We start from the raw sequence: 12854 nt of genomic DNA, 5'->3' as shown, positions 1-12854 counted from the left end.
GAGCGGATGGTTGGCGCAAGCTGTGCAGGCCCAGGTTGTCGTGCTGGATTCTTGCGACTGTTTTTGCTAGCGAGGCAAGATGAACAATCGTCTGCCGCCCGCTTGGTCCAAGCACCTGAAAGCTCCGTCCGGCTCGAAAATCCCGCACCCGAAAATCGCACAGCCAAAGGCGAACCAGCTATCGCGGGCACAGGCCGACGACGCGCTGCTCAGGCAGGCGGTAGAGCTTCATCAAGCAAACCGGTTGCTTGAGGCCGAGGCACTGTGTCAGCGCGTCCTGGCCCATAGCCCGCGGCATCCTCTTGCCTTGTACATACTGGGAACCTTCGCGCTCGGTCTGGACGACGAGATGGCCATTCGATGCTTCGAGCGTGCGGTCAACGAAGCACCTCGAAATCCGCATTATCAGCTGACGTTAGGTGAAGCCCATTTGAAGGTCGGCGAGCATTCGGACGCAATCAGGCATTTTGAGTTGGCTTGCGAACTGAAGGCTGATTGGGTCGAGGCGCTTTGCGCATTGGGCCGCGCCTACACCGAATTCGGCAAGGCCGATATGGCAGTGCCACGCTATGAGAAAGCGCTCGAAATCGACAGCGGCCATTCCGCCATCCGAATGGGGTTGGCCAATGCGCTGGTCAGTCTTGGCCGGATGGAGGAGGCGACAGATTATATGAAGGAGGCGATCGGCCATCGCCAGGATATTGCGTCTGCTTACAACGGCCTGGTCAGCATCCGGAAATTCACGGACGAGCCGGCAGAATTCAAATCCATTCTGGCTGAGCTGAAAAATCCGGCGCTTGATGAGAACAGCGTCAAGAAGCTCCATTATGCGGCGGGCAAGGTGCTCAACGATATCAGGCGCCATGACGAGGCGATGGACCATTTCCGTGAGGCAAAACGCTCGGCCCGCCGCTTTGACATGGAGGCCTACCGCCGCAGCATCGATTTCATGATCGAATTGTTCAGCCCTGGGATGTTGGCCGCCAGGGCAGGGCATGGAAGCGCTTCGGAAGTGCCTGTCTTCGTGCTTGGCATGCCGCGTTCGGGCACCACTTTGACCGAGCAGATCTGCGCGAGCCATCCCGATGTCCACGGCGCCGGTGAGCTGACAAAGCTCCGGCGCATCACCAACAGGCTTGCGCCGAAAACGCGCTCGTCCGAAGAACTGCGCAGATCGATCCTGAACATGACGGTCGATCAGTCGAAGTCCCTGGCCGAAGAATATCTGGCCCACATCAGGCAACGATCGCCGGATGCTCGACGAATCATCGACAAATTGCCCCATAATTTTGAGCTTATCGGCCTTATAAGGCTCCTTTTCCCCAAGGCGCGCATCGTTCACTGCCGTCGTGATGCTATCGACAATTGCCTCTCGTGCTATTTCCTGGGTTTCAACGAGGACAACACCTATACAGCCGATCTCCGCACGCTCGGACTGTACTATCGTGAGTACGACCGGCTCATGCGTCATTGGGACGAAGTTTTTCCGGGGCAAATCCTGCAGAACCGCTATGAGGACATGGTCTCCGACCAGGAAGGGCAATCGCGCCGCTTGATAGACCATCTGGGTCTGCCCTGGGACGATGCCTGCTTGCGATTCTTCGACAAGGGCGGTGCGGTGAACACGTTCAGCCGTTGGCAGGTTCGGCAACCGATATACACCTCGTCCGTCAGTCGCTGGAAGAACTATGGCAGCGCGATCGAGCCACTGATCGAAGCCCTGGATGATCTGGCCGAGTCCTGATCCGGCCAGCCTCCACCGGACCGCTGCCAGGATTGGCACGCCAGCGGGTGTTCCCGCATCAGCTCGACGGTTTATCCTGTGCTGGCTTCCGCGGGCGGTTTTTGCTAGCGAGGAACGATGAACTCGCGATTGCCGCCCGCCTGGTCCAAACATCTCAAGAAGCAGCCAGCGCAAAAGATCGGATCTTTGCCCCAACCACCGAAGCATGGAGCTTCGCGTGGGCCGACCGACGATATGTTGCTGAAACAGGCATTGGAACTTCAAAAGGCCAAGCGCTTTCCGGAGGCCGAAGAGCTTTGCCACCGTGTCCTGGCGCGCTCGCCCGACCACGCGCTTGCCCTCTACATTCTCGGCACACTAGGGCTCGGTTTCGATGACGAGTTGGCGATCAAGTATTTCGCGCGCGCGGCAGCGAGGGAGCCCAACAATCCACACTATCAGCTCAGTCTGGGCGAAGCCTGTCTAAAGATCGGCGACTACCCGCTCGCGGCTCGTCATTTGCAACGCGCTTGCGAGCTGAAGCCGGATTTTGTGGAGGCACTGCGCGGGCTTGGCGACGCTTATGCGGCGTCCAGCAAGGCGGACATGGCTTTGCCGCTCTATCAGAAAGCGCTTGAGATAGACCCGGACAACGCCGTGGCCCGAATGGACATTGCGAATGCTCTCGTTGACCTCGGGCGCATGGACGAAGCCACGGTCTGTCTGAACGAGAACATCGCCAGGCGTATAAGCGTGCCTTCATCCTACAAGACCCTTGTGGCGGTTCGAAAATTTTCCACCGAGCCGCCCGAACTCAAATCCATTCTGGACGAACTTGGAAAAACGACGAATCCGGCCGAAGAACCCTATGAGCTTCACATGGCCGCGGGCAAGATCCTGGACGATCTTGGTCGTCACGACGAAGCCATGGATCATTTTCTCAGGGCCACTGCGAACAAGGGTTACAGTTTTGACATCGAATCCTATCGTCGGAAGGTCGATGCGACGATCAAACTGTTCAATCCGGAGTTCTTTGCGGCGAGGGCAGGATATGGCGACCCATCCGAAACACCGGTATTCGTGCTGGGAATGCCGCGCTCGGGCACAACACTGACCGAGCAGATCTGCTCCAGCCATCCCGATGTTCACGGCGCGGGGGAACTCACCAAGCTGCCGCGAATCGCGGTGGCCAACGGTCTCAAATTGCGGCCGGGACGCGCATTCGGCCAGCCGGTCGCGTCCATGACGAAACAGCAATCCATGGCGCTCGCCAGAGAATATCTATCCGACTTGTATCTCTATGCGCCGGCAGCGTCGCGCATCGTCGACAAGATGCCACATAATTTCGAGAGTATCGGCCTTATCGGCCTTCTTTTTCCAAACGCCCGGATCGTTCATTGCAGGCGCGATCCGATTGACAATTGTTTTTCTTGCTTCATCTCAAACCTTAACAAGGCGCATCAGTATACTTCGGACCTTGCCCAGCTTGGGCTCTATTATCGCGAATATGATCGGCTTATGCGCCATTGGAAGGCGGTTCTTCCTGGGCGCATTTTTGAGAATCGCTACGAAGACCTTATCTTTGACCAGGAAGGGCAGTCGCGCCGTCTTGTGGAGCACCTTGGTCTGGCGTGGAACGATGCCTGTCTTCGCTTCTTCGAAAAGGCTGGTCCCGTCAGAACGATCAGCCGTTGGCAGGTTCGTCAACCGATCTACAAATCATCCGTCAAGCGTTGGAAAAGCTACGAAAGCAGACTTGGGCCGTTGATAGATGCCTTGGGCGATCTGACTGAAGAGTAGGCGGTTTCCCAGTCACTCACGCGGGCTTCCCTCGAGCGAGGACGAACAGAGCTCTGCGATCGTTGCAATCGGACCGACGAAAAAACCCGGCGGTTGCCCGCCGGGTTTCGATTTCGACAAGGCGAAATTGATTAGAAGTCGCGCTGGAAGCGGAGGATGCCGGCGACGTTGCTCTTCTTGGTCGCGCCAACCCAGCCCTGCGACAGGTCGTCAGCACCGCCAACGTTCTGGTAGTCGACTTCGGCCGTGACCGTGAAGCCGGGAACAACGGTGTAGGCGACGTTCGCCGCGATGCCGAGGTTCTTCCAGTCGTCATAGGACGCCTGCAGGTTGAACGAGGTCTTCTCGTTGAACTTGTAGGTGCCACCGCCCCATACTGCCCAGTTGCCGCCCCACTGCTTGTAGAAGCCGCGGCCGCCAGCAGGGATCGCCACAGTAGGATCGCTGAGGTTGTCGTCGGTGCCGTAGCCGGCCATGATCCAAAGCGCCAGTGCTTCGTTGACGTTGACGTCCAAACGAACCTTGCCGGCAACTTCTTCATAGTTGCTGTCATAGGAAATGACGCCGGTGAGCGCGCCCCAACCCTGGGTCCACTTCAGACCGCCGACGACATGCGGAACGTAGCTGTCGATCGTATCGATGCCCGAGCCTTCTTCGAGCGAGACCACGGCCGAGAAGCCGTTGCCGGCATCGAAGTAGTACTGCACGACGTTGGTGTCGAAATTGCCGTAGGGGACGATCGTATCTTCGATGACATTACCGGCGTAGCCGATGAACGTATCGAAAGCCGATTCGTCCTTACCGACGCGCAGGCCACCGAGCTGGATCCAGGCGAAGTTCAGCGAAACGCCCTTGTTGCGACCCTGCCAGTTGTTGCGGTCGTCGTTGGTCGTAGCCTGGTTGGAATAGTCGCCGTAGTTGTTGCCGAAGTTGAAGCGGGTTTCGGTGTAGGTCTTCAACGTGCCGAGCTCGGTTTCCTGGCCGGTCCAGGTCTTCAGCGTGAAGCGGGCGTTCTTCCAGTAGGTGTCGTTGGTATCGCCAGCGTTCAGGTGGTCCGGAACGTTCTGGGCGCCACCGAACGCACCGTGATCGCCAACGCCGATGTCGTAGCGGAGATAGCCGCCGATGCGCAGGCAGGTCTCGGTGCCGGGGATGTAGAAGTAGCCAGCGCCGTAGACGTCGCAGATCTTGACGTATTCAGCGGGTTCCGGCTCGGCGACGACGACGGCGTCGGCGGCGCGCGCACCGGAAACTGCGATCAGGGCCGCAGCGGAGCCGAGAAGAAGGCTCTTGATGTTCATTTTCTGACCTCCAGTCAAAAGTTAAAAAACGGGTCTGGGTATTCTTTGCTGAAGGACAGCGTTCCCTGCCCCATCCCCACTACCGAAAAAGATGCGCACCGCGCCGCTCCTTCGAATTCGACATTACCCATGAGCCGGCGGCGTTCAACCACGATCGTACCGGCGAAAGGTCTGTTCGGCTGCTATCCCCCAGCGTTGTTGCACAAATGACACGATTTGGCCTCACTCAGAAAGCTCTCGTTAACCTTCAGGCCCGCCGCAACCGCTTGTTTCCAGCCGAATCCGGCAATCGGCCGACGGAATCATGGCAAGGCCTGGAGTCGCCAGCCTGGGATTTGCCGCAGAACCGCCGCAGCTGGGGGAAACCCGCGATTTCCGGCGCCATCTTATTTTTCCATATAATGATGCGGGCTTGTTGATTGTGGCGGCGCTTTTCTTTATCTGCGGCGCAACGGAGAGGTGGCCGAGTGGTCGAAGGCGCTCCCCTGCTAAGGGAGTAGAGGTCAAAAGCTTCTCGTGGGTTCGAATCCCATCCTCTCCGCCATCCTGCTTCGCTCTTCGAGCTTCGCAGGACAAGCCCAGACCTTCCCCCGAAGCAGGATGCCCTCCGAAGCCTTGGCGAAGGAGGGCGGCAAGTCTCTGAGAATCCTTGTAAAAAACAAGGTTGGCAGTCCACTCGTCACGAGCCAAGATGCCCTTGCTTGGCTAGGGAGGGCGGTTTGTGTGGTATGTATATCTACTGGAAAGCATGGCTGTGGGAGGCGAACGCTATATTGGCGTGACTGCCGACCTGAAGCGGCGAGTTGCTGAGCACAATGCCGGGAAATCCAGCCACACATCCAAGTTTCTGCCATGGCGGATCGTGACCTATGTCGCCTTCTCGAATCAAGCAAAGGCGGTCTCATTCGAGCGCTATCTCAAATCGGGATCAGGGCACGCTTTCGCCAACAAACGTCTGTGGTGAAGACTCGCATTCTTGGTGAAATCCAAGAGATTTTCCAGAAAACCTGTGCAAACACAATGATTTAAGGAAAAAGCACGGCTTGTCAAAGCTGTCATTTCGTTCGATTCTGACTGGAGGTCAGAAAATGAACATCAAGAGCCTTCTTCTCGGCTCCGCTGCGGCCCTGATCGCAGTTTCCGGTGCGCGCGCCGCCGACGCCGTCGTCGTCGCCGAGCCGGAACCCGCTGAATACGTCAAGATTTGCGACGTCTACGGCGCTGGCTACTTCTACATCCCCGGCACCGAGACCTGCCTGCGCATCGGCGGCTATATCCGCTACGACATCGGCGCTGGCGACGTTAACGGCCTTACGGACGTCAACGATCGCTCGGATCCTGGTTCGCTCAACGATACCTTCTACAAGCACGCCCGCTTCGCGCTGAAGACCTGGACCGGCCAGGAAACCGAACTCGGCACCTTGAAGACCTACACCGAAACCCGCTTCAACTGGGAAACCCAGCGTGAAGGCGGCAACTACGCTGTCGCTGCCGGCAGGGGCGTCTCTCTGAACTTTGCTTGGATTCAGCTCGGCGGTTTCCGCGTTGGTAAGGACGAGTCCGCCTGGGTGACGTTCAGCGGCTACGCCGGCAACGTCATCGACGACTCGCTCGTCGGTTATGGCGGCGACTTCGATACCGGCGTGGTCCAGTACTATTTCGATGCCGGCAACGGCTTCTCGGCTGTTGTGTCGCTCGAAGATGGTGCCGGCGCCAACACGGTCGACAGCTATGTTCCGCACATCGTCGGCGGCGTGAAATACACGCAGGGCTGGGGTTCGATCAGCGCGACCGGTGTTTATGACAGCGTGTGGGAAGAGTGGGGCGGCAAGGTTCGCGTGGACGTGAACGCCTCCGACGCCCTGTCGCTGTGGGCCATGGTCAACTACGGCTCGGAGAGCAACGTCATCCACAATTCCTTCAAGAACTGGGAAGGCAACTGGGCCGTCTTCGGCGGCGGTACCTACAAGTTCAACGAGAAGACCTCGTTCAATGCGCAGGTCTCCTATGATGAAGGCAAGAGCCTGGGCGTCGCCGCGAATATCGCTTACAATATCGTGCCCGGTTTCGCGATCATCGGCGAAGTTGATTACGTCAACAAGGCCACCAGCGACTATCGCGCCGTCAGCAGCGACGGCTTCGGCGGTATGCTCCGCTTCCAGCGCGACTTCTAAGGGCTGGTACCATAAAGGTGAGATCCAGCCCGGGCGCTTCAACGCCCGGGCTGTTTTGTTTCGTGACTGGGGTTTGGGAAACAGAAGGAACGGGGGGTAACGGTAGCTGAACAGGGTCTGTGGAACGATTTCGTGGGATTCGCAATTCGCGGATGAAGTCGTTTTGTCGGACAAAAACTCTTGAAAGGACACTCTCAAGTAGGCTAGGTGTCTCCTGGCCACTTCCGGGGGGTGTGGTTAACAATGACAAACGAGGCGATTCAAGAGGGATATCCCTCTGATCATTTTGCGGTCTTTTCTTCTCAAAATTCGAAATTCAATTATACATACAACAAGATCAGAGAAGTAAAATCGCATAGGGTTGGAGAGCTGTTTTCAGCCTATCGGGACATATTGTGGGATGATGGGCGACATAAATACAATGTCAGCTCCTTCATCGGCGAGATAGACGAGATCCTCCTCGGGGAGCGTTTCAGCGCCTTTGACCAGAGTACCCTCGACAACCTTGTCGGTACCTTGCGCCAGCGCGGCAACAGCAACGCAACCATCAATCGAAAGATGGCTGCCCTCAGCAAACTGCTGCGCAAGGCTTACAAGATGGGGGATATCCACAGCCTGCCCGAGTTCCGCCGCCAGAAGGAGCGGGCGGGACGTATTCGTTTCCTGGAAAGGGACGAAGAGGCGCGGCTATTCGCCGCCATCAAGAGCCGCAGCGAGGATGCCTACAGGCTTTCCGTCTTCCTGGTCGATAGCGGCTGCCGTCTCGGCGAGGCGCTGGGGCTGATCTGGAACGACATCCAGGAGCATCGCGTCTCCTTCTGGATCACCAAATCCGGCCGCAGCCGCACCATCCCGATGACCGAGCGGGTCAAGGAGGTGATCAAGCTGCCTCCGGCCGAAGGCCGTCGGCCGAAAGGCCCGTTCACCAAATTCAGCCAGGCACAGTTCCGTGCCATCTGGAACGAAGCGAAAGCCGAGGTCGGACTCGGCGCCGACGACCAGGTCGTGCCGCACATCCTGCGTCACACCTGCGCCTCGCGACTTGTCCAGGGCGGCATCGACATCAGGCGCGTGCAGATGTGGCTCGGCCATCAGACCCTGTCGATGACCATGCGTTACGCGCATCTCGCCACCAACGATCTCGACGGCTGCGTTACCGTGCTGGAGACGCCTCGGTGCAACGGGGCGGGCGACCGCAATTCGGTCAGCGCACCACCTGCCCCCCAAATACTTAAGGGGGAAAAGCCACTTAAGCGGGAAAAGCCGCTGAAGCGGGAAAAGAAGAACGAACCGGGGGACGAGAAATCTCAGCCCAATGCGGCTCGAAGAAATACAAAATCCCGGTAGATCAGTCGAACAAGAATAGTAGGCTAGTCGAACAAGAATAGAAGCCTGGTATCGAGATTTGATCCTAGGCTTCTTGCTTCGAGCCTTCCTGCCTTTCCGCACAGGCGAGAAAAGCCACGATGTCGTCGGGCAAGCTGCCTGTTTCGAGGAAAGGGGCGTGACCCTGGCCCTCGGCCGTGATCGTATCCATCATCGGATGGTGCTCTCGCATCCGCCGCAGCGTGTCCACCGACAGCAATCTTGAATTGGCGCCGCGTATGGCGAGCAAGGGGATCGCCGCCAACGCATCGAACTGCGGCCACAGCGCCGGCAATGGCTGAGACAGGTCGAGACCGGCAACCGTGTCGACCAGTTTCGGATCGAAATCCGGCAACAGCCCTTGATCCGTCTCGCGGTAGAGCGCCCCTACCATCCGGGTCCAGTCGGCGTCGGTGAGCAGGGGGAAATCCTTGCCGTGGACGCTGCGCTGCGCATCCGTTACCTCGGCGACGGTCTTCGGCTTCGGCGTGCGTTCGAGGTAGGACTGGATATGCGCGAGGCCGGCGGGCTCGATCACGGGCCCGATGTCATTGAGAACAATGGCTTTCAGCGCGGCTGGCCGCAGGGCGCCGAGCCCATGAATGATCAGCCCGCCGCGCGAAGTGCCGATGAACGCGGCCTCCTCGATGCCGAGCGCTGCCAGCCCGGCAAGCACGTCGCCGGCCTCGGTGCCGACATTATAGTGGCTGAGATCGGGATCGTAGGCCGACTGCCCGCGTCCGCGATAGTCGAAGGCAACCACCTTGCGTGGATCGGGTCCTGTAGACAGACGCAGCGCCAGCTCGTGAAAATCACGCGCGTTGCGGGTCAGGCCAGGCAGGCAGACGACCGGCCAGTGTCCGGAATTTGCGTCGCCATAGACGCGCGCATGAAGTCTCAGCCCATCGGGCGCGGCGTAGAAGAAGTCGGAAAAGCCTTCGTGGTTCGACATCGGAAAAAGACTCCTGGCCGGCTTGTTTCCGACTGCTACAGATGAGTGCAGGAGCGGTCAAATGAAGGCGCGACGCCGAAGCTGCCAATCTCCCCTCTTGCGGGGGAGATGGCCGGCAGGCCAGAGGGGGGTGTGAAGGATCGCCAATCTTGACTGGCTAATTCGGAATGAGTCAACAAATTAACTGATAGGCCGAGGGACGGCACCCCCCTCTGCCTTGCCAGGCATCTCCCCCGCAAGGGGGGAGATCGGCAGCTTCGGCGTCGGTGAGCTTGCCCTCAACTCCGTCCGTTCACCAGATCTCCAACGATGTCGTATTTGCCGGAAATACGCATCTTGTAGACCTCGTAGTTCTCCATCACACGCTGCACGTAACTTCTTGTTTCCGTGTAGGGAATCCGCTCGATCCAGTCCACCACGGCATCGATATCCTTGCCGCGTGGGTCACCGTATTTCGCCACCCACTGGCTGGCGCGGGTCGGACCGGCATTGTAGCCGGCGAAGGTCAGCACATAGGAGCCGTTGAAGCGGTCGAGCTGTTCGCCGAGGAAGGCCGAGCCAAGCGTGGCGTTGTAGCCGGCATCGGTGGTCAAGCGTGTCTGCGAAAATTGCAATCCGGCCTTCTTCGCCAATTGCTTGGCAGTTCCCGGCATCAGCTGCAGCAGCCCGCGTGCTCCTGCGCTCGACACGGCTCCGACGTTGAATTCGCTCTCCTGGCGGGCGATCGCATAAGCCAGCGCCTTGCCCGAACCGGAAATGTCGGCCGAATCGGGAATGACGCCGAGCGGATGCGACAGCGCACCGACATCGATGCCGCGCGCGCCGGCGATCTTGCCGACCTTCAGCGCCATGAAATGGTTGTCCTGCTTCTCGGCAAGGACAGCGAGCAGCGCCAGTTCGCCGGGGCTGGTCAACTGTCCGGCAAGATCGCGATAGAGCGTTTCGGCATAGCGATCGTAGCCTGCTTCCTGCAGGCGCTTGATGGCGCTCACCGCTTCACGGCCGGCAAAGTTCTGCCGGTCGGCCGCACTTGGCGACGGATAGACGATGTTCAGCGCCTGCCGGCCGACACGTTCGGCGGCAAGCTGGCCGTAAAATGTCGTGCCATAATCAGCCGCACGCCCAAAATAATCCTTGGCATTGCCGGGGCCGCCGACTTCCGCGGCACGACCGAGCCAGTAATAGGCGCGCGACAGGGTCATCGGCCCCTGGGCAAGGTCGGCGATGCGCGTGAAATGCGTTGCGGCGAGCTTGGGGTCGTTCAGGCCGCGCAACGCATACCAGCCGGCATGGAATTCGGCTTCCGCCGCATTGGCAGCACTTTCGGCGGCATGCATGGCGACGATCCGGTAGGCCGTCTTCATGTCGCCCTGGTCGACCAACTCACGCGACAGCACCCGGCGCTCGACCCACCAGGCGTCCGGATCGACAAGTGCCTCGCGGTCCGTCGGCGCCTTCATGACAATGGCGGCGGCGCCGGCAAGATCCTCCTGCTTGCGCAAATATTCGGCCTGGGCGAAGAAATAACCGGCCGAACGCTGCGCCACCGGCACTGCCTTGAGCAGTTTCGGCGTGTTCTTGTCGCCCCTGTCGGCGGCGGCCCAGGCGTCCGCCAGCTGCTGGGCGCCGGCAAGGCCGGCGACGCGCAGGGCGGAATTCACCCGGTCGGCATAAAACATGCGCTCCATGCGAAAGCGATGGTCGGCGGCGGGGATCAGGCCGCCGAACTCCTTGATCAGCGCCGTCTCGTCCTTGGCTTCCAGGATTGCCGTGCGCCAGAACGGCGACAGCACCGAGCGCGCCGCCTTGGTATCGCCGGATGCCACATAGGCGCGGGCCAGAACCATCACGCCTTCGAATGTCTGCGGCTGGCTGCCATCGAACGCCCGGACGACGATGTCGGGAGCGGGGTTCTCGCGATAGAGAGCGCGCTCGCTGTTCTTGCGCAGGGCAATCGTGCCCGGCCAGTTGGGCAGCATCTTCGCGGCGGCCGCGATATCGCCGCTCGGAACCTTGTCCCCGCCGTAAAGCGCGATCGCCCAGGCCAGGATGTGCTGGTCGAGTGCGTGAGCGGGCAGGGCGTCACGCACGCCGCGAGCGCGGGGAATATCGCCGGCCGCCAGTGCATCCAGCCCGCTTTTCAGCAGGGCGACGCTGGGAGAGGGATCCTGCTGCGCCTTGTCTTGCAGGTTCGGGTCTTGCAGGTTCGGGTCTTGCAGGTTGGGGGTTTGCACGTCCGGCATGGGGATGGCCGAGGTGACCCGCACATCGACGCTGCCGCCGATCGCCACGCCGGGCACCAGCACGGCAATGGCGCCAAGCAGCGCGAAGAAATGGGGCCGATTGGCCGGCATGATCTATGTCTTTCCTTGCTCTGGCATTTACCAGCAGGCGAAGATGCCTCGAAGCCTAAACTTAGGTCGTGAAGGGCTCGTAAACAAAAGCTTATCGAGGCCGTTCGAATTGCGCTTGCTGGCACCACGGCAATGCTTGCCGCGCAACCATGTCGAGACTATGGTGCGCCGCTTCGCTTTCGGCTAGAAGGCGCGCACGACAAACCGATCGACAAAACACCGATGCATGTCGCCCAAAAGTGGTTACCGGGTTTGGGACAACGACATGCACAAACAAAGAAGTCCCAAGGAGTTGGACGATATGCTGAGAGGCTCGCTTACTGCGCTCGTGACACCGTTCGAAAAGAGCGGGCGTTTCGACGAGAAAGCCTTTCGCGCGTTTGTCGAATGGCAGCTCGGCGAGGGCACGGCGGGCCTGGTCCCGGTCGGCACCACGGGCGAGTCGCCGACGCTGTCGCATGACGAGCATCGCCACGTCGTCAAGGTCTGCATCGAGGTGGCCAAGGGCCGCGCTCCTGTCGTCGCCGGCGCCGGTTCCAACAACACCGATGAGGCCGTTGGGCTCGTGCAATATGCCGAGAAGGCCGGCGCCGATGCCGCTTTGGTCGTCACGCCCTATTACAACAAGCCGACGCAGCGCGGGCTCTACGAGCACTTTGCCGCCGTCGCCAGGGCGACCAAGCTGCCGATCATCATCTACAACATCCCGCCGCGCTCGGTCATCGACATGATGCCGGAGACGATGGGACGGCTGGCGCATGACTTCAAGAACATCGTCGGCGTCAAGGATGCGACCGGCAAGGTCGAGCGTGTTTCCGAGCAGCGCATGACTTGCGGCAAGGATTTCATCCAGCTTTCCGGCGAGGATGCCTCCGCGCTCGGCTTCAACGCGCATGGCGGTGTCGGCTGCATCTCGGTGACGTCCAATGTCGCGCCGCGGCTCTGCGCCGAGTTCCAGGAAGCGACGCTCTCCGGCGACAGCGCCAAGGCACTGGAATTGCAGGACCGTCTGTTGCCGCTGCACAAGGCCATTTTCATCGAGCCCGGCGTTTCCGGCGCCAAATACGCGCTGTCGAAGCTCGGCAAGGTCGAGAACGTGCTGCGTTCGCCATTGGTTACGGTCGAGCCTTCGACAGCTGAAAAGATCGATGCGGCCATGAAGCACGCCGGCTTGATTAATTAGGG

Annotated in this window: 9 protein-coding genes and 1 tRNA gene; 7 read left to right on the top strand and 3 right to left on the bottom strand. The window is 59.8% G+C overall.

Annotated elements, in window-relative coordinates:
* Positions 1–79 precede the first annotated feature (79 nt).
* Positions 80–1744, top strand: coding sequence for a tetratricopeptide repeat-containing sulfotransferase family protein (locus MESOP_RS26395; protein ID WP_013896397.1), 1665 nt, complete (start codon positions 80–82; stop codon positions 1742–1744).
* Positions 1745–1861: 117 nt separating this feature from the next.
* Entirely contained in the window at positions 1862–3523 is a 1662-nt protein-coding gene (locus tag MESOP_RS26390; RefSeq protein WP_013896396.1) for a sulfotransferase, read from the top strand.
* A 131-nt stretch (positions 3524–3654) separates the two neighbouring features.
* On the opposite strand, the gene MESOP_RS26385 is transcribed toward MESOP_RS26390, so the two are convergent.
* Positions 3655–4824 (bottom strand): porin, encoded by a 1170-nt coding sequence (locus MESOP_RS26385; RefSeq protein WP_013896395.1) that lies wholly within the window; start codon positions 4822–4824, stop codon positions 3655–3657.
* 453 nt (positions 4825–5277) lie between these two features.
* On the opposite strand from MESOP_RS26385, the gene MESOP_RS26380 reads away from it, so the two are divergent.
* From MESOP_RS26380 to MESOP_RS26365, 4 genes are all read left to right on the top strand, one after another.
* A tRNA-Ser gene (locus tag MESOP_RS26380) sits at positions 5278–5368 on the top strand.
* Positions 5369–5545: 177 nt separating this feature from the next.
* Positions 5546–5788, top strand: a complete 243-nt coding sequence (locus MESOP_RS26375) for a GIY-YIG nuclease family protein (protein ID WP_013896394.1) — start codon at positions 5546–5548, stop codon at positions 5786–5788.
* A gap of 124 nt (positions 5789–5912) precedes the next feature.
* On the top strand, positions 5913–6998 hold the full coding sequence (locus MESOP_RS26370; protein WP_013896393.1) for a porin: 1086 nt from the start codon (positions 5913–5915) through the stop codon (positions 6996–6998).
* A gap of 243 nt (positions 6999–7241) precedes the next feature.
* Positions 7242–8345 (top strand): tyrosine-type recombinase/integrase, encoded by a 1104-nt coding sequence (locus MESOP_RS26365; protein WP_013896392.1) that lies wholly within the window; start codon positions 7242–7244, stop codon positions 8343–8345.
* A gap of 64 nt (positions 8346–8409) precedes the next feature.
* Here the strand turns inward: MESOP_RS26365 and MESOP_RS26360 are convergent, their stop codons facing one another.
* Together MESOP_RS26360 and MESOP_RS26355 are read right to left on the bottom strand one after the other, a co-directional pair.
* Positions 8410–9315 carry an alpha/beta fold hydrolase gene (locus MESOP_RS26360; RefSeq protein ID WP_013896391.1) on the bottom strand — a complete coding sequence of 302 codons (906 nt, stop codon included), beginning with the start codon at positions 9313–9315 and terminating at the stop codon, positions 8410–8412.
* A gap of 278 nt (positions 9316–9593) precedes the next feature.
* Positions 9594–11669 carry a lytic transglycosylase domain-containing protein gene (locus MESOP_RS26355; protein ID WP_013896390.1) on the bottom strand — a complete coding sequence of 692 codons (2076 nt, stop codon included), beginning with the start codon at positions 11667–11669 and terminating at the stop codon, positions 9594–9596.
* A gap of 301 nt (positions 11670–11970) precedes the next feature.
* On the opposite strand from MESOP_RS26355, the gene dapA reads away from it, so the two are divergent.
* Complete coding sequence (dapA, locus tag MESOP_RS26350; RefSeq protein WP_013896389.1) at positions 11971–12852, top strand: 4-hydroxy-tetrahydrodipicolinate synthase; 882 nt, start codon at positions 11971–11973, stop codon at positions 12850–12852.
* The last annotated feature ends 2 nt before the right edge of the window (positions 12853–12854 follow it).

Source organism: Mesorhizobium opportunistum WSM2075, from assembly GCF_000176035.2.
GTDB lineage: Bacteria > Pseudomonadota > Alphaproteobacteria > Rhizobiales > Rhizobiaceae > Mesorhizobium > Mesorhizobium opportunistum.
This window is presented reverse-complemented; position numbering and strand designations above follow the sequence as displayed.

Bases quoted from the DNA above. Each gene is read 5' to 3' on its own strand.
- MESOP_RS26370 (WP_013896393.1), top strand. From the start codon at position 5,913: ATGAACATCAAGAGCCTTCTTCTCGGCTCCGCTGCGGCCCTGATCGCA.
- MESOP_RS26355 (WP_013896390.1), bottom strand. From the start codon at position 11,669: ATGCCGGCCAATCGGCCCCATTTCTTCGCGCTGCTTGGCGCCATTGCC.
- MESOP_RS26390 (WP_013896396.1), top strand. From the start codon at position 1,862: ATGAACTCGCGATTGCCGCCCGCCTGGTCCAAACATCTCAAGAAGCAG.
- MESOP_RS26365 (WP_013896392.1), top strand. From the start codon at position 7,242: ATGACAAACGAGGCGATTCAAGAGGGATATCCCTCTGATCATTTTGCG.
- MESOP_RS26395 (WP_013896397.1), top strand. From the start codon at position 80: ATGAACAATCGTCTGCCGCCCGCTTGGTCCAAGCACCTGAAAGCTCCG.
- MESOP_RS26360 (WP_013896391.1), bottom strand. From the start codon at position 9,315: ATGTCGAACCACGAAGGCTTTTCCGACTTCTTCTACGCCGCGCCCGAT.
- dapA (WP_013896389.1), top strand. From the start codon at position 11,971: ATGCTGAGAGGCTCGCTTACTGCGCTCGTGACACCGTTCGAAAAGAGC.
- MESOP_RS26385 (WP_013896395.1), bottom strand. From the start codon at position 4,824: ATGAACATCAAGAGCCTTCTTCTCGGCTCCGCTGCGGCCCTGATCGCA.